The sequence below is a fragment of the Streptomyces sp. NBC_01408 genome (assembly GCF_026340255.1).
Lineage (GTDB): Bacteria > Actinomycetota > Actinomycetes > Streptomycetales > Streptomycetaceae > Streptomyces.
Map to the genome: position 1 here is coordinate 4,573,268 of NZ_JAPEPJ010000001.1, position 16,171 is coordinate 4,589,438.

18 protein-coding genes are annotated in these 16,171 nt (G+C 71.9%); 10 read left to right on the forward strand and 8 right to left on the reverse strand.

Annotated elements, in window-relative coordinates; translation table 11 throughout:
- The first annotated feature begins 26 nt into the window (after positions 1 to 26).
- Complete coding sequence (locus OG447_RS20795) at positions 27 to 209, forward strand: hypothetical protein (RefSeq protein ID WP_266938332.1); 183 nt, start codon at positions 27 to 29, stop codon at positions 207 to 209.
- 20 nt (positions 210 to 229) lie between these two features.
- Positions 230 to 793 (forward strand): MOSC domain-containing protein, encoded by a 564-nt coding sequence (locus tag OG447_RS20800; RefSeq protein ID WP_266938333.1) that lies wholly within the window; start codon positions 230 to 232, stop codon positions 791 to 793.
- 62 nt (positions 794 to 855) lie between these two features.
- Here OG447_RS20800 and OG447_RS20805 read toward each other — a convergent pair whose 3' ends face one another.
- The 3 genes from OG447_RS20805 to OG447_RS20815 all read right to left on the reverse strand — a co-directional run bounded on the left by OG447_RS20805 (position 856) and on the right by OG447_RS20815 (position 3,307).
- On the reverse strand, positions 856 to 1,857 hold the full coding sequence (locus OG447_RS20805) for a polyprenyl synthetase family protein (RefSeq protein ID WP_266938962.1): 1,002 nt from the start codon (positions 1,855 to 1,857) through the stop codon (positions 856 to 858).
- Between the two features lie 101 nt (positions 1,858 to 1,958).
- Positions 1,959 to 2,459, reverse strand: coding sequence for an SAM-dependent methyltransferase (locus OG447_RS20810; RefSeq protein ID WP_266938334.1), 501 nt, complete (start codon positions 2,457 to 2,459; stop codon positions 1,959 to 1,961).
- Between the two features lie 68 nt (positions 2,460 to 2,527).
- A complete protein-coding gene (locus OG447_RS20815; RefSeq protein ID WP_266938335.1) occupies positions 2,528 to 3,307 on the reverse strand; it encodes a hypothetical protein in 780 nt (259 codons plus the stop codon).
- A 135-nt stretch (positions 3,308 to 3,442) separates the two neighbouring features.
- Here OG447_RS20815 and OG447_RS20820 point away from each other — a divergent pair, with 135 nt between their 5' ends.
- Positions 3,443 to 4,357: an oxygenase MpaB family protein gene (locus tag OG447_RS20820; RefSeq protein WP_266938336.1), complete on the forward strand. Its 915-nt coding sequence runs from the start codon at positions 3,443 to 3,445 to the stop codon at positions 4,355 to 4,357.
- 70 nt (positions 4,358 to 4,427) lie between these two features.
- On the opposite strand, the gene OG447_RS20825 is transcribed toward OG447_RS20820, so the two are convergent.
- A complete protein-coding gene (locus OG447_RS20825; protein ID WP_266938337.1) occupies positions 4,428 to 5,027 on the reverse strand; it encodes a class I SAM-dependent methyltransferase in 600 nt (199 codons plus the stop codon).
- A gap of 168 nt (positions 5,028 to 5,195) precedes the next feature.
- Between OG447_RS20825 and OG447_RS20830 the strand changes: the two genes are divergently transcribed.
- The 5 genes from OG447_RS20830 to OG447_RS20850 all read left to right on the forward strand — a co-directional run bounded on the left by OG447_RS20830 (position 5,196) and on the right by OG447_RS20850 (position 10,259).
- Positions 5,196 to 5,975, forward strand: a complete 780-nt coding sequence (locus tag OG447_RS20830) for an MHYT domain-containing protein (RefSeq protein WP_266938338.1) — start codon at positions 5,196 to 5,198, stop codon at positions 5,973 to 5,975.
- A 120-nt stretch (positions 5,976 to 6,095) separates the two neighbouring features.
- Positions 6,096 to 8,783: a nitrate- and nitrite sensing domain-containing protein gene (locus OG447_RS20835; RefSeq protein WP_266938339.1), complete on the forward strand. Its 2,688-nt coding sequence runs from the start codon at positions 6,096 to 6,098 to the stop codon at positions 8,781 to 8,783.
- Positions 8,783 to 9,226, forward strand: coding sequence for a roadblock/LC7 domain-containing protein (locus OG447_RS20840; protein WP_266938340.1), 444 nt, complete (start codon positions 8,783 to 8,785; stop codon positions 9,224 to 9,226). The genes OG447_RS20835 and OG447_RS20840 overlap by 1 nt, the downstream gene beginning before the upstream one ends.
- 17 nt (positions 9,227 to 9,243) lie before the next feature.
- A complete protein-coding gene (locus OG447_RS20845) occupies positions 9,244 to 9,633 on the forward strand; it encodes a DUF742 domain-containing protein (RefSeq protein WP_266938341.1) in 390 nt (129 codons plus the stop codon).
- Complete coding sequence (locus tag OG447_RS20850; RefSeq protein ID WP_266938342.1) at positions 9,633 to 10,259, forward strand: ATP/GTP-binding protein; 627 nt, start codon at positions 9,633 to 9,635, stop codon at positions 10,257 to 10,259. The genes OG447_RS20845 and OG447_RS20850 overlap by 1 nt, the downstream gene beginning before the upstream one ends.
- Before the next feature lie 69 nt (positions 10,260 to 10,328).
- Here OG447_RS20850 and OG447_RS20855 read toward each other — a convergent pair whose 3' ends face one another.
- A complete protein-coding gene (locus OG447_RS20855; RefSeq protein ID WP_266938343.1) occupies positions 10,329 to 10,766 on the reverse strand; it encodes a PPOX class F420-dependent oxidoreductase in 438 nt (145 codons plus the stop codon).
- Between the two features lie 106 nt (positions 10,767 to 10,872).
- Here OG447_RS20855 and OG447_RS20860 point away from each other — a divergent pair, with 106 nt between their 5' ends.
- Both OG447_RS20860 and OG447_RS20865 read left to right on the forward strand, forming a co-directional pair.
- Positions 10,873 to 11,271 carry a roadblock/LC7 domain-containing protein gene (locus OG447_RS20860; protein ID WP_266938345.1) on the forward strand — a complete coding sequence of 133 codons (399 nt, stop codon included), beginning with the start codon at positions 10,873 to 10,875 and terminating at the stop codon, positions 11,269 to 11,271.
- Between the two features lie 114 nt (positions 11,272 to 11,385).
- Complete coding sequence (locus OG447_RS20865; RefSeq protein ID WP_266938346.1) at positions 11,386 to 12,228, forward strand: DUF6397 family protein; 843 nt, start codon at positions 11,386 to 11,388, stop codon at positions 12,226 to 12,228.
- On the opposite strand, the gene OG447_RS20870 is transcribed toward OG447_RS20865, so the two are convergent.
- From OG447_RS20870 to OG447_RS20880, 3 genes are all read right to left on the reverse strand, one after another.
- Entirely contained in the window at positions 12,192 to 12,593 is a 402-nt protein-coding gene (locus OG447_RS20870; RefSeq protein WP_266938347.1) for a YchJ family protein, read from the reverse strand. The two genes, OG447_RS20865 and OG447_RS20870, sit on opposite strands and share 37 nt — an antisense overlap.
- Positions 12,594 to 12,601: 8 nt before the next feature.
- On the reverse strand, positions 12,602 to 13,510 hold the full coding sequence (locus tag OG447_RS20875; RefSeq protein ID WP_266938348.1) for an acyl-CoA thioesterase II: 909 nt from the start codon (positions 13,508 to 13,510) through the stop codon (positions 12,602 to 12,604).
- A gap of 70 nt (positions 13,511 to 13,580) precedes the next feature.
- Complete coding sequence (locus OG447_RS20880) at positions 13,581 to 16,103, reverse strand: RNA helicase (protein WP_266938349.1); 2,523 nt, start codon at positions 16,101 to 16,103, stop codon at positions 13,581 to 13,583.
- Between the last annotated feature and the right edge of the window lie 68 nt (positions 16,104 to 16,171).

Below are 16,171 nucleotides of genomic sequence, written 5' to 3' on the forward strand. Positions count from 1 at the left end.
CGACGATCAGGAGGAGGTGTCCGCGGATGTCCACCAGCGGAAAGGTCGCGGTTGCCGGGGTCGTGGCAGCCATTGTCTTGTTCTGGACGGTCGGGTTCTGGGCGGGGCTGCTGGTCCTGATCGGAGTGCCTGCGGCTGCCTACCTGCTGCTGGATTCCTCCCAGCGCCGTCGACTGCGGGGTATATCCAGGAAGCAGATCGGCCGCTGACGGCGGCAGGGGGGACGTTCATGAGTACGGCACAGACGGCACAGACTGCGCAGGTGGCTGCGGTCAGCAGCAACGGCGTGTACTCGTTCACCAAGCCCACGCGTGCGAGCATCACGCTGCTCGCGGGGCTCGGTGTCGAGGGGGACGTGCACTGCGGGGTGACGGTCAAGCACCGCTCCCGCGTGGCGCAGGACCCGACGCGGCCGAACCTGCGGCAGGTGCACCTGATCCACCGGGAGCTGTTCGACGAGGTGGCCGGCTCCGGCTTCAGCGTGGAGCCCGGCCAGCTCGGGGAGAACGTGACCACCGAGGGCATAGACCTCCTCGGCCTCCCCACCGGCGCCCTGCTGCGGTTCGGCGAGGAAGCGGTGGTGGAGGTGACCGGGCTGCGCAACCCTTGCCTCCAGATCGACGCCTTCCAGCACGGGCTGCTCAAGGAGGTCGTGAGCCGGGACGAGGAGGGGCGGCTGGTCCTCAAGGCGGGCATCATGGGCGTGGTCCGGCAGGGCGGCACGATCCGCCCCGGCGACTCGATCACGGTGACGCTGCCCGCCGTCCCGCACACCCCGCTCGAACGGGTCTGACGCACGACGGCGGACCCCGACCCGGGTGGGGCCGGGGTCGCCCGGCTGGTGCGGGCCTCAGGTCAGAACGTGCCCGAGGCCGCACCGGCGGGGACCAGCTCCGCCTGCAGCAGCATCTGGGCCGCGTGGTCCACGAGGTGCCGCAGTACCGGCAGATAGGTCGCGTCGCCGCCCAGCTGACGCAGGATGCGGTGCGCCTCGTCGCGGAAGCCGTCGATGTCCTCGCGGTACCGGTGCAGGAGGGCCGGGCCCCGCAGGATCTCGGCCAGTTCGGCCCTCGCCGGACGGGAGCCTCCCGCGGCGGCGCACAGGCTCAGGATGTGGGCGCGGGCCGGAGGCGGGGCGTCCTCGGCGGCGCAGGCGAGGAGATAGGTCACGGTCCCGTTCAGCAGGTCTTCGTTGCGACCGGACAGAATGTCCTCCTGGTCGTTGAACAGCTGCCACAGGATGCCGAAGACATAGCCGAACTCACGCCACAGCGCGATTCTCTCGGCCGGCGCCCCGGAAAGTATCGCGGCCATGGCCGTTATCATGCCGAAGGGTGCTCCGGATTTGCCGCGATAGGTCGCGACGACCGAGTTCCGCGTCGCGTTGCCGATGTCTCCGCGCATGTCCGCCATCTGGCCGTCGGCGGCGATGATCCAGCTGTTCGCGAGCTCGCTGGTCAGGGCGCCGCGTACCGACTCGGGTATCCGCTGCGACTGGATGATCTGGATCGGCAGCGTGTTACCGGCGACGACGGACGAGATCAGGGCTTCGTTCTCGCTGAGTTCGCCGGATAAGTCCGTGCTGTGTCCGTCGGCCAGGTCGTCCAGATAGCACGCCGACGTCCACCACAGCAGATGTACGGCGGACAGCGGCAGAGCCGGTCTTGGGTGTCCGGTCTCGGCCGCGTGGACGAGGAGTGGGAGCACCGACAGGGGATGTTTCAGCTGCCGGTGCCGCAGGAGTGCGGCGACCGCGTTCCTGGTCGCCCAGGAGGACGTGCTCAGCTGCGAAACGGCGGCAGCCACCTCCATGTCGATTTCCTCGGATAAGTTCCGGTGCACGTCCAGGTATGACATCGAATTCACGTGGTGACCTCCGTCTTGAAATGAATCACGGGGTTTGTGCCCAGTTTGTGTCGCATTACGCCGCCGATTCGATCATTCCGAATGGAGGGGATCTAGAGCGATTTCGGGCCGTGGCTCGATGTGTTCGACGCGCCCGGTGCGTAGTAGTCGCCCATCAGCGCAGTCGCCCACTCGGGCTGGCGCAGCTCGCCCCGCGGTCCGAACTCGGCCATGTACGGCTTGAGGTCGAGTACGGGCGTACCGTCCACCGCGTCGAGACCCTCCACGTGGACGTCCAGGCCGTCCACCCGCACCACACGGCAGCGCGAGACGCCCATCCGGTTCGGCCGGTTCTTGCCCCGCTGGGCGAAGATGCCGACCAGCGGCCAGTCCGGGTTGCCCCGGGGGTGCCGGGCGCCCGTCTCGATCTTCTCCACCGGCACCCGGTCGAAGTGGTAGACCACCTCGACGTGCGAGAAGTCCTCAAGTCCGTACAGCGCCTCGGGGCCGAACCGGAGGCCGTCCAGGCGGATCACCGCTGTCTCCCGCCCCCAGTCGTCGTCGACCACCTCCGTGCGCCCGCCCACCACCATGCCGACCGGCTCGAACTCCACTTCCCACTCTCCCCTTGTGTCCTGTACCCGTGTGCCCGTGCCGTATGTCCGCCTGTCCGCGTACGGGTTCAGGCCGGGCGGACCGCGACGCGGTCCAGCGCCGCCAGCAGCTGAGCAAGCTCCGGATCCCCGTCGTGGGGGACCTGGAGTACCTCGCTCGGCTCCTCGTCCAGCAGGACGAAGGCGGCGCCGTCGGTACGGGCCACCAGTGACCAGCCCGGGCCGTCGGCCCGCAGCGTCCGCGCCCCTTCACCCGCGAAGGAGGACCGCACCCGCCCGGGCGGCGGCGGGGTCCGGGTGTATTGCAGGGCCTCGTCGAGTGCCCGCGCGAGCCCGGGATGCGCGGCGGCCGCCGCCCCGCCGTCCGTCGCCACCCGCTCGCACCAGTCTGCCCACTCCCGGGCGATCTGGTCCGCACCCATGCGCCGCTGTACCGGACCCCAGGTCTCGGCCGAGGGCGGAGCCAGCGGCACGCGCCCCGTACCGTCCGCGCCCTGCTCCGGATCGTGCGGTTCCGGGATCCCGGGGGCAGCCACCGTCAGTTCGAGCGGCCAGCCCGCCAGCGAGGCCACGATCGTCCGCTCGTCCGGGGACAGGTCGTAGTCCATCCCGCAGTCCCAGGAGGCGATCGCGGTGGCCACGAGCGAGACGTCGTCCACGACGACCGTCCAGCGCGCGCCCTCCTCGTCCTGGCCCAGTACCAGCCCGTACCCCTCCCGGGCCGGCCGCACGCCGAGGAGCGAGCAGGCCTCGGGGTAGTCGTCACCCAGGATGCCCGGGAACTGCACGGGGGTCAGCAGTACGGCGGTCAGCACGTACAGCGAGCCGCCCCCCTCGTCGTCGGACACGTGGCCTCCCGGTAGCTCTCTCGTCGGCGCACCCTAACCAGCGGGTAACCCGCCCGTCGAGAGCCCGAGGGTGACGATTTCCAAGCCCGCTACCTGCACGTAGAGTTGGGGACCCGCCACAGAAAGGGACACCCGGTGCAGCGTTACGACCGGCTGAGGGAGATCCTCCGGCTCGATCCCGACAAGGATTTCCTCGCCATCTACCGGCTCACCGCCACGTACGAGTTCCCATGGGACTTCACCCGGGCCCTGGAACTCGCCCTGTTCCGCACCTACGCCGTGCCCGCCATCGGCGGCCTGCTGGCCGAGACGGCGGAGTTCACCCGCCGGGCCCAGAAGCGCTACGACGACACGGCGCTGCTGCTCGACGCGGTGGTGGAGCACGGCTTCGAGAGCGAGACCGCGCGCACGGCCATCCGCCGCGTCAACCAGATGCACCGCAGCTACGACATCTCCAACGAGGACATGCGGTACGTCCTGTGCACCTTCGTGGTGATTCCGGCCCGCTGGCTCGACGCGTACGGCTGGCGCCCGTTGACCCACCACGAGCGCCGGGCCTCCGCGAACTACTACGCCACCCTCGGCCGCCATATGGGCATCACGGAGGTTCCGGGCTCCTTCGAGGAGTTCGAAACCATCCTGAACGCCTACGAGGAAGCCCATTTCGGCTGGGACGGGGGCGCGCGCGAGGTCGCGGACTCCACCCTCGACCTGATGGCCTCCTGGTACCCGGCGCCGCTCGCCCCGGCCGTGCGCGGCGCGAGCCTCGCCCTGCTCGACGAGCCGCTGCTGGACGCCTTCCGGTTCGAACGCCCCGCCCCCCGGGTCCGGCGGCTGGTCCGGGGCGCCCTGCGGCTGCGCGGCCGCGCGGTACGGCTGCTGCCCCCGCGCAAGCACCCGCACTACGCGCGCCAGAACCCGGAGATCAAGAGCTACCCCGGCGGCTACGACGTGGGTGAGCTCGGCACCTTCCCCGTGCCCGGTGCGGGCGGCTGCCCCGTCCCGCACCCGCGCCGCCCCGCCGGAGCCGATGCCCAGCCCCCGACGTGATCTCCTGGACGGGTAGGTCCGAGGCGGCGTCGTCCGCCCTTAGGCGCCACTTCGGACCTACCCGTCCAGGTCAGGGCTGACGTACCGCCAGCGCGAGGAAGCGGGCGTCCTCGTCGGCGTACGAGGTCATGTCCCAGCCCGAACCGGACAGCAGCGGGCCGAGGTTGTGTTCGGCCCGCAGGTCCTGCGGCGTCAACTCGCGGCCCTGGCGTGCGGCGAGAGCCGCTCGCCCGATCGGGTGAAAGAGGGCGAGCCGGCCCCCAGGTCGGACCACCCGCGCCAGTTCGCGCAGGTTCGCCCCCGGATCGGGCAGATGGGCGATGAGCCCCGCGGCGAACACCGCGTCGAGCACCCCGTCGCGCAGCGGGAGCCGGGCCACGTCCGTGAGCAGCAGCGCGCCCTCCGCGGCGCGCCCGGCCCGCTGAGCGGCGGCCAGCATCTGCGGGGTGAGGTCCGCGCCGAGCACCAGCCCGGAGGGCCCGACGGCGGCGCGCAGCGCGGTCAGTGCCCGCCCGGTGCCGCAGCCCGCGTCGAGCACGCGGTCTCCGGGCCGCAGCCCGAATTCGGCCACGGCCGTCGCGAAGGCGGGCCCGTCCCCGGGGAACTTGCGGTCCCAGTCGGCGGCGCGCGCTCCGAAGAACTCCTGCACGTGTGTCTGGTCTTCGCTCATGCGCCCATGATCCCCCACCGGCGCGCGCCACCGCGCGTGCGCACCGTGCGCAAGGTGGTACGTGGTGTGATCGGAGATGAACGTCTCTCTGTCATATTCCAGCAGTTCCAGCGGCTTTCGAAATGCGCCCCTTGTTCGCGCCCTCACCCGGACTAGCGTCCCGTGGCCATGGGACACCTGGACCACGCCGCCTATGGCTGGCTGACACCCGCGCTGTCATACGTGATGGCATCGATCGGCGCCGCCCTAGGGCTGCGCTGCACCGTCCGCGCGCTCGCCGCGACCGGATCCTCCCGCCGCAACTGGCTCCTCACCGCGGCCTCCGCCATCGGGACCGGCATCTGGACGATGCACTTCGTCGCGATGCTCGGCTTCGACGTCACCGGCACCGAGATCCACTACAACGTGCCGCTGACCATCCTCAGCCTGCTCGTCGCCATGCTGGTCGTCGGCGCCGGGGTCTTCGCCGTCGGCTACGGCAAGGACCGCGGCCGGGCCCTCGTACTCGGCGGCCTCACCACCGGCCTCGGCGTCGCCAGCATGCACTACCTCGGCATGGCAGCCCTGCGCCTGCACGGCGACATCTCCTACGAGCCGCTCGCCGTCGGACTCTCCGTGGCCATCGCCGTCGTGGCCGCCACCGCCGCCCTGTGGGCCGCGCTCAACATCAAGTCACCGGTGGCCGTCGCCGTAGCCTCCCTCGTCATGGGCGCCGCGGTCAGCAGCATGCACTACACCGGGATGATGGCCGTCGCCGTCGACGTCAGCCCCTCGGACGGCGCTCTGCCCGGCGCCACGGCCATGCAGTTCATCTTCCCGCTTGCCGTCGGGCTCGGTTCCTACCTGTTCATCACCTCCGCGTTCGTCGCGCTCTCCCCGACCGCCGACGAACGCGCCGCCTCGGCCTCCGCCCAGCACCTGGGAGACCACCCGGTGGCCGCGCGCTGAGGCCGCCCGCACCCTCGGTCCACCCCCGCTCGCCCCCACCCGCTCGCCCCCGGACACCCGCCCCGCACATCCCCCCCTGCACCACCGCACCGGCACGTACCGCCCCGGAACGAGGAGCCCATGCGCACACCCCGCAGAAAACCGGAAGCAGCGGCGCCGCGGCTGCCCGCGCCTGCGGCGCGCGGCCGCCGGGCCCACGCAGGACCCCCGGCCGAGGAGCCGGCGGTGGGCCGCGCCCCCGAGCGAGCCCCCGCCCCGACCCGCGACAGCGGGCCCCGGCTGCGGCTGCGCCCCCGTACCGTCCGCGCGAAGATCGTCTCCCTGCTGATGGTCCCCGTGGTCTCGCTGCTCGCGCTCTGGGCCTTCGCCACCGTCAGCACCGCCCAGGACATCGCCCGTCTCAGCCGCGTCCAGCGGGTCGACGCGCAGATACGCACCCCCGTCGCCGCCGCCGTCGGCGAGCTCCAGGCCGAACGGCGCGCCGCTGTCCGCCTGCTGGCCGATCCCGCCGCCGATCAGGGCGCCCTGGACCAGCAGGCCCGCCGCACCGACACCGCCGTCCAGCGGCTGCGTCTCGGCGACCGGCACACCGTCGCCGACTCCGGCGGCTACCGCACAGACGTGGTGGTCCGCCTGGGGGCCTTCGTCGCCGCCGCCGACGCGCTCACCTCCACCCGCAAGGACATCGCCGGCCGCCGGGCCACCCCGGAGGCGGCCTACGAGATCTACACCCGCGTCGTCGACTCGGCCCTGGCCGTCACCGGGACCCTCTCCGACGGCCAGGACGCCGAACTCGGCCCCGACGCCCGCGTCTTGCTCGAATTCGCCCGCGCCCGGGAACTCCTCGCCCGCGAGGACGCGCTGCTGGCGCTGCCGGGACCGCGCACCGCCGAAACGCTGCGGCGGCTGACCGGAGCCGTCGAGACCCGCCGCGCCCTCACCGCCGGCGCCACCGCGGACCTTCCCGCCGTCCAGCAGGCCGCCTGGGAGTCCGTGGCCAAGAGCGCCGCCTACGCCGACCTCACCGGAGCCGAGGACCGGGCGCTGGCCGCCGGGACGAGCCGGGACGCGGTCGGGGCTCCCTCCGGCTGGGAGGCCGCCCACACCGGCATCGGCGCCTCCATGCGGGAGATCGACGAAGCCGCGCACGCCGCGGCCGCCGACCGCGCGGACCCCTTCGCCGAGGGGGCACTCAGCCCGGCCGGGGCCGCCGTACTGCTCGGCCTGGCCGCCGTCGCCGCCTCCCTCTTCATCTCCGTACGCATCGGCCGCGCCCTGGTCGTCGAGCTCGTCTCCCTGCGCAACACCGCCCTGGAGATCGCCCACCGCAAACTCCCGCAGGCGATGGACCGGCTGCGCGCCGGGCAGGACATCGACGTCGAGGCGGAGACACCACCCGGGCCCCCGGCCGACGACGAGATCACGCAGGTGGGCGAGGCGCTCGCCACCGTCCACAGGGCCGCGCTCAGCGCCGCCGTCGAGCGGGCGGAACTGGCCAGCGGGGTCTCCGGGGTGTTCGTCAACCTCGCGCGCCGCAGCCAGGTCCTCGTGCACAAGCAGCTCACCCTGCTGGACTCGATGGAACGACGCGCCGACGACCCCAACGAACTCGGGGACCTCTTCCGGCTCGACCACCTCACCACCCGGATGCGCCGGCACGCCGAAAGCCTCATCATCCTGTCGGGCGCCGCGCCCGGCCGGGCCTGGCGGATGCCGGTCCCGCTGACGAACGTCGTCCGGGCCGCCGTCTCCGAGATCGAGGACTACCCGCGCGTGGAGGTCCGCCAGCTCGCCGAGGCCGCGGTCGTCGGCGGCGCCGTCGCCGACCTGACGCACCTGCTCGCCGAACTCATCGAGAACGCCACCCAGTTCTCCCCGCCGCACACCAAGGTCCGCGTCAGCGGTGAGCCCGTCGGGGCCGGCTACGTCCTGGAGGTCGAGGACCGCGGGCTGGGCATGGGCCGGGACACCCTGAACGACGCCAACCGGCGCATCGAGCAGTCCGAGGCGCTCGACCTCTTCGACAGCGACCGGCTCGGGCTCTTCGTGGTCAGCCGCCTCTCGGCCCGCCACGGTGTGAAGGTGCACCTGCGCACGTCACCGTACGGTGGCACCACCGCCGTGGTGCTGCTGCCGAACTCCCTCCTCCAGGGCGCGATCACCACCGGTGCCACAGCCCCGGACCACTCGGCCGAGCCGCCGGCCCGCCGCCCGGGACGCCAGGACAGGCAGGTCCCGCGGGCGGAGCAGGCTCCCGGCATGACCGTCGTACGGGACGACGCGCGCCCCGCGGCGGCACGAGGCGACGTACGCGGTATCCCGGGCTCGGACCGGACTCCTGCCGCGGACCGGACCCTTGCCGCGGACCGGAACCCTGCCCAGGACCGGACTCCTGCCCAGGGCCGGACCGCCGCCCCGGGCTGGAATCCGGCTGCGGACCGGACGCCCGCCGCGGACCGGACCCCCAGCGCGGAGGAGCCGCGTCCGGCGCCAGTGGCCTCGCTGCGGCCGCGCGCTTCCGGTCCCGCGGCCGCCCGTACGCACGCGGCGGCCGTCACCGGCCCCCCGGTCCCGGCCCAGCCCCCGGCTGCGGTGAGCGAACTGCCGCGCCGGGTGCGCCAGGCCAGCCTCGTCCCCCAGTTGCGGGAGGCCCCGGCCGCGAAGGCTCCGACCGCTGACCGGGTCCCCGCGGACCCGCCCGGCCGCAGCCCCGAGCAGGCGCGGGACCGGATGGCCGCCTACCGCGACGGCTGGGTCCGCGGCGCCCGGGAGAACCCCCCTCACGCAGGCAGCGAAGGAGAAGTGTGATGATCGAACACCAGAGGATCGACCTTGACGGCGTCCGCCGGTCGGGCGAACTGGACTGGCTGCTGGACGACCTGGTGGTCCGGGTCCGTGAGGTCCGGCACGCCGTGGTCCTGTCCAACGACGGTCTGGCGGTCGGTGCTTCCAGCGCGCTGAGCCGGGAGGACGCCGAGCACCTTGCCGCCGTGGCATCCGGCTTCCACAGCCTGGCCAAGGGCGCGGGCCGGCACTTCCACGCCGGGGGCGTGCGCCAGACGATGGTGGAGATGGACGAGGGCTTCCTCTTCGTCGCGGCCGCCGGGGATGGCTCGTGCCTGGCCGTCCTCAGCGCCGCCAGCGCCGACATCGGCCTGATCGCGTACGAGATGGCCCGGCTGGTGAAGAGGGTCGGCGAGCACCTGTACACCCCGCCCCGGTTCGCGGCGCGTCCGCCGGCCGCGGGCTGAGGGCGGCGGTCCGGCACATGAACGGCCAGTGGTACGACGCCGACGCGGGCCCCCTCGTCCGTCCGTACGCCATGACCGGCGGGCGTACGAAGCCGGGACCCCACGGGGTCCGCTTCGATCTGATCGCGCTGGTCGTCATAGATGCCGAGGGCGCCGCGGGCGCCGACGCGGCGGCAGAGGCGCTGCTCGGCCCCGAGCACCGGGCGCTGCTCGGACTCTGCCGGTCCGAGACGCAGTCGGTGGCGGAACTCTCCGCCGAAGCCGACCTGCCGGTGGGAGTGGTCCGGGTCCTGCTCGGGGACCTGTTGGAGGGCGGGCACGTCAAGGTGAGCAGGCCGGTACCGCCCGCCCAGCTGCCGGACGTGCGGATTCTGCGGGAAGTCATCGAGGGATTGCGAGCACTTTGATGGGACAACACGATGCCGAAGCCGACGACGAGACCGAACTGGCCTCGCTCGCGCTGAAGATCCTCGTGGCGGGCGGCTTCGGGGTGGGCAAGACCACGCTGGTGGGCGCGGTGAGCGAGATCCGGCCGCTGCGGACCGAGGAGTTGCTGAGCGAGGCGGGCGAACTGGTCGACGACACGGACGGGGTGGACCAGAAGACGACCACGACCGTGGCCATGGACTTCGGCCGGATCACCATCCGGTCCGGACTGTCGCTCTACCTGTTCGGGACGCCGGGACAGGACCGGTTCTGGTTCATGTGGGACGAGCTGTCGCAGGGGGCGCTCGGTGCGGTGGTGCTCGCCGACACGCGGCGGCTGGAGGACTGCTTCCCGGCGGTGGACTATTTCGAGCACCGGCGCATCCCGTTCGTCGTGGCCGTCAACTGCTTCACGGAAGCCCGGCATTACGGGGCGGCCGAGGTGTCGCTGGCGCTGGACCTGGAGCAGGGGACACCGGTGGTGCTGTGTGACGCGAGGGACAAGGACTCGGGGAAGGAAGTGCTGATCAGGCTCGTCGAGTACGCAGGGCGGGTGCACACCGCCAGGCTGCTGGACTCGGTGGAGCCGCAGGCGGACTCCGTGTGAACCGGGCCGGCGGCCGGCCCGGTTCGGTCCGCGGGGTGGGCGGCTCGGCCGACGGGCCGGCCGGCCGGCTCAGTCGGCCACGCCCGCCTCGGAGATCACCTTCGTGATGGGGACCCGGACGAGGAGCTCGCCCGGGACGGCGTTGCGGCGGCCGAACGCCGCGGCCCGCTCCTCGCCCATGTAACGGCCGCCGATCCTGGTCGCCCAGGCGAGCATCCCCTCCGCGTCGTCGGCGTACTCGGTGATCTCGGCGTGGCCCTGGAGCACGACGTAGGAGAACGGCGGCCGGTCGTCGTCCACGCAGAGCGCGACCCGGCCGTCACGGGCCAGATTCCGCCCCTTGACGGTGTCCTTGCCGGTGGTGAACACGAAGGAGTCGCCGTCGAGTACGAACCAGATGGGAGCGATGTGAGGGCTTCCGTCCGGGCGGACGGTGGACAGCTTTCCGGTACGGGTGGAGTGGGAGACGAACGCCCGCCATTCCTCTTGAGTCATCTTCTTCGCCATGGGGACATCCTCCTTGCCGGAAAGGCGCTGGTGGGGAAGGCTTGCGGGACGACTACGCGGGGTGGGGCGCGGCCACGTCGGCCGCGTCGACGGGGAGGGGCTCGGAATGGCACTGGACAAGCAGCTCGACTGGCTGCTGGACGACCTCACGCGCCGGGTCCAGCAGGTCCGGCACGCGGTGGTGCTGTCCAACGACGGCCTGGTCACGGGGGCGAGCGCGGGGCTGGCGCGGGAGGACTCGGAGCACCTGGCGGCCGTGGCGGCCGGTCTGCAGAGCCTGGCGAAGGGGTCGGGGCGGCACTTCCGGGCGGGTGAGGTGCGCCAGACCATGGTCGAGTACGACGACGGGGTCCTCTTCGTCATGGCGGCGGGTGCGGGCAGCTCCCTGTGCGTGCTGAGTGCGGCAGAGTCCGACATCGGGCAGGTCGCGTACGAAATGACGCTGCTGGTCAACCGGGTGGGCGAGCACCTCGGGGTGACGGAGCGACGCATCACGGGCGGCTGAGCCGGCGCCCGAAGAGGGCCGGATCCGGGAGTTGTCCACAGGCCTCGCGGGGTGCCGTTGCGCTGAGTTACGGTCTTCACACAGAGTAATCACTTCTGGTGGGGGAGAACCGTGATGATGCAGATGGAGACCGCGCTGCGGGATGCCGAGGCCATGCGCCTGGACGCGCCGGGGGACGCGGACGTACTGGTGAGCGGGGTGCAGGCCGCCGGGGAACTGGGGCTGAGCCGGAGCGAGTTCGCCCGTGCCGTCCAGCTCGGGATCGTGCGCGCCGGGCCGTCGGCGCCCGGCGGCGGCGCGCGGTACGAGCGGGCCGAACTGACCCGGGTCGCATCGGCGGAAGGCCGGTCGGAGGCGGGCCGGCCGCCGGCGCTGCGTGAGCGCGTCGAGGCCGTGGCCGGCGCGGACGCCGGAGCGGAGGTACTGGGGGTCGGCCCGAGCCGGTTCACCCGGCTCGCGCGCTGCGGGCACCTCATTCCGGTGGGGTACCGCATCAACCGGTACCGGGCCGTCGTCTGGCTTTATCTGGCAGCGGAACTCAGAGAGTTCGCCGGGCGGGAGCCCGCGATGCTGCGCGGGACGGCGCCACCGGCGGACCGGGAACTGATGGCGGCCAGGGCCGATCTGCGCCCCCGGAAGTGGCGCGGGCGGCACGTCGGGCTGCTGCTGAGACGCACCGCCGACCCCTGGGAGCGCGCGGCCGTACTGGCCTCCGTACTCCCCGAGGAAGAGGTGCGGGAGGCAGTGCCCGACCCGGCGGAGCGGATCATCCTGGCCGCGCTGGCCCCGCCTCCGCCGTACGGGCATCCGCAGGCCCCGGCTGCCGCGGCCGTGGCGCTGCGACTGCTGAAGGCCGAACCGGCGGAGGAGGCCCTCTGGTACCGGGCCAGCCTGGAGTTCGCTCTGACCGGGGCGCGCGATCAGTCGAAGTCGACGGGCGAGAGGGGGCCGACGTAGACCCAGGCCCCGGCCTCGCGGGAGAAGCCGCTGAGCTCGTGCAGTGAACCGGTGTGCCGCCCCTCGCGGTAGTGCGCCCGGAACTCCACGGAGCCCTCCGTCTCGAACATCCCGCCGCGTTCCGTACCCAGGATCTCCAGGCGCTCCCAGCGCTGCCCGGGGTCCAGGTCGAGCCGTCCCGGGCGGGTCGAGGGGTGCCAGGAGCGCAGCAGGTAGGCGGTGTCACCCACAGCGAAGGCACTGAAGCGCGAGCGCATCAGCAGCTCGGCCGTGGGTGCCTGCTGGGCACCGGAGTGGAAGCGGCCGCAGCACTCCGGATAGGCGGCGGGCAGCCCGCAGGGACAGGGGAGGGCCGGGGTGGGCATGGATGCGCTCAGCTCTTCGGGGACGGTGCGGCGGGCTTGGCCGGCCGGGCAGAGTACGGACGGAACAGGCCCTCCTGGACCACGGAGACCAGCAGCCTGCCCTCCAGGTCGTAGATCCGGCCGCGGGCCAGACCGCGGCCGCCGTGCGCGATGGGCGACTCCTGGTCGTACAGGAACCACTCGTCGGCGCGGAAGGGCCGGTGGAACCACATGGCGTGGTCCAGCGAGGCCATGTCGAATCCGCGCATGCCCCACAGGGGCTCCACAGGGATGCGCACGGCATCGAGGAGGGTCATGTCACTGGCGTAGGTGAGGGCGCAGGTGTGCACGAGCGGGTCGTCGCCCAGCGGGCCGACCGCGCGCATCCACACCGCGCTGCGCGGATCGGCGTCCTTGAGCTCCTCGGGAGCCCAGCGGAGCCGGTCCACGTACCGGATGTCGAAGGGCTGGCGGCGAGCCATCCGCTCCAGCGCCTCGGGCAGCGCCCCCAGGTGCTCGCGGATCTCGTCCGCGACCTTGGGGAGCGTGTCCGGGTGAGGGAAGTCGAGGCGAGGAGGCAGCTGGTGCTCGATGCTGCCCTCCTCCGGGTGATGGAAGGAGGCGGTGAGATTGAAGATCGTCTTGCCCTGCTGGACCGCGGTGACCCGGCGCGTGGTGAAGGACCGCCCGTCGCGTACCCGCTCCACCTGGTACACGATCGGCACCCCGGGGATGCCGGGACGCAGGAAGTACGCGTGCAGCGAGTGGACCGGACGGTCGCTCTCGGTGGTCCGGCCCGCGGCCACCAGCGCCTGGCCGGCGACCTGGCCGCCGAAGACCCGCTGGAGGGACTCCTGCGGGCTGGCGCCGCGGAAGATGTTGACCTCGATCTGCTCCAGGTCGAGCAGATCGACCAGTCTCTCGGCGGGGTTCGTCATCAGGGGTTCTCCACTGTCAGGTCCGGGCGGAGCCGGCGGGAAGCGGGAGCCGGCGGGGTGCGGGGGACGGTCAGAGCGCGCCGAGTTCGCCGACGGAGGTGACCCGGATGACCGCCCGGCCCTCCTCGTCGGAGGCCGCGAGGTCGACCTCGGCGCTGATGCCCCAGCCATGGTCCCCGTTGGGGTCGGCGAAGGTCTGCCGGACGCGCCACAGGCCGTGCGCCGGGTCCTCCTCGATCTGCAGGAGCTTCGGCCCGCGTGCGTCGGGGCCGGTGCCCAGGTCGTCGTACTCGTCCCAGTAGCCGTCCAGGGCGTCGCCCCACGCGTCCGCGTCCCAGCCGGAATCGCCGTCCAGCTCGCCCAGCACGTTGACGTGGTCGAGCGCGGCCAGCTCCACCCTGCGGAACATGGCGTTGCGGACCAGGACGCGGAAGGCGCGGGAGTTCGCCGTGACCGGCTTGACCTGGTCGGCCTTCTCCTGGGCCTGCTCCGCCGTCTCCACCTCCGGGTTCGCCAGCTGCTCCCACTCGTCGAGCAGGCTGGAGTCGACCTGGCGGACCAGTTCGCCGAGCCAGGCGATCAGGTCCTGGAGGTCCTCGGACTTGAGGTCGTCGGGGATGGTGTGGTCCAGCGCCTTGAACGCGCTCGCCAGATAGCGCAGCACGATGCCCTCGGTGCGGGCCAGCTCGTAGAAGGAGGTGAACTCGGTGAAGGTCATCGCGCGTTCGTACATGTCACGGATGATCGACTTCGGGGAGACCGGGTGGTCACGGACCCACGGGTGGCTCTTGGCGTACACGTCGTAGGCGTGGAGGAGCAGCTCTTCGAGCGGCTTGGGATAGGTGACGTCCTGGAGCCGCTCCATCCGCTCCTCGTACTCGATCCCGTCGGCCTTCATCTGGCCGACCGCGATGCCGCGTTCCTTGTTCTGCTGGGCGGCGAGGATCTGGCGCGGGTCGTCCAGCGTGGACTCCACGACGGACACCATGTCCAGCGCGTACGAGGGGGACTCGGGGTCGAGCAGGTCGAAGGAGGCCAGCGCGAAGGTGGACAGGGGCTGGTTGAGCGCGAAGTCCTGCTGGAGGTCGACGGTCAGCCGGATGGTGCGGCCCTCGGCGTCCGGGGTGTCGAGCTTCTCGACCACCCCGCCGTCCAGCAGGGAGCGGTAGATCGCGATGGCCCGCCGGATGTGCCGCAGCTGCGCCTTGCGAGGCTCGTGGTTGTCCTCGAGGAGGTGGCGCATGGCCTTGAAGGCATCGCCCGGCCGGGCGATGACCGACAGCAGCATGATGTTGGTGACCTTGAAGCGCGAGGTCAGCGCCTCCGGGTCGGCGGCGATCAGCTTCTCGAAGGTGATGTCCGACCAGGCGACGAAGCCCTCGGGTGCCTTCTTGCGGACCACCTTGCGGCGCTTCTTCGGGTCGTCGCCCGCCTTTGCGAGGGCCTTCTCGTTCTCGATGACGTGCTCGGGCGCCTGGGCGACCACATAGCCCGCCGTGTCGAAGCCGGCCCGGCCGGCCCGGCCGGCGATCTGGTGGAACTCGCGGGCGCGCAGGGTCCGGACGCGGTTGCCGTCGTACTTGGTGAGCGCCGTGAACAGCACCGTGCGGATCGGCACGTTGACGCCGACGCCGAGGGTGTCGGTACCGCAGATGACCTTGAGCAGACCGGCCTGGGCGAGCTTCTCCACCAGGCGCCGGTACTTGGGCAGCATGCCGGCGTGGTGCACGCCGATGCCGTGCCTGACATAGCGCGAGAGGTTCTGGCCGAACTTCGTGGTGAAACGGAAATTGCCGATGAGTTCGGCGATCTTGTCCTTCTCCTCGCGCGTGCACATGTTGATGCTCATGAGTGACTGCGCCCGCTCGACCGCCTGGGCCTGCGTGAAGTGCACGATGTAGACGGGCGCCTGCCGCGTCTCCAGCAGCTCGGTGATCGTGTCGGTGATCGGGGTGGTCACGTACTCGTACGACAGCGGGACGGGCCGGGTGGCCGAGCGGACCACGGAGGTCGGCCGGCCGGTCCGCCGGGTGAGGTCCTCCTCGAACCGCTTCATGTCGCCGAGGGTCGCCGACATCAGGACGAACTGTGCCTGCGGCAGCTCCAGCAGCGGGATCTGCCAGGCCCAGCCGCGGTCCGGCTCGGCGTAGAAGTGGAACTCGTCCATCACGACCTGGCCGATGTCGGCGTGCTTGCCGTCGCGCAGCGCGATGGAGGCCAGCACCTCGGCGGTGCAGCAGATCACGGGGGCGTCCGCGTTCACGGAGGCGTCGCCGGTCAGCATGCCGACGTTCTCGGTGCCGAAGAGCTTGCACAGGTCGAAGAACTTCTCCGAGACCAGCGCCTTGATGGGGGCGGTGTAGAAGGTGACCTTGTCCTGGGCCAGGGCGGTGAAGTGGGCACCTGCGGCGACCAGGCTTTTGCCGGAGCCCGTGGGGGTGGAAAGGATCACGTTCGCCCCGGAGACGACCTCGATCAGCGCCTCCTCCTGAGCCGGGTACAGGGTGATGCCCTGGTCCTCCGCCCACGAGGAGAAAGCCTCGAAGAGGGCGTCGGGGTCGGCGTTCGGCGGGAGCTGATCAATGAGGGTCACACCCCCCATCTTGCCTGGCTTCCCCCCGTATGCGGGAACCGGCCGTCGGGACGAAGATCACCGCCGGT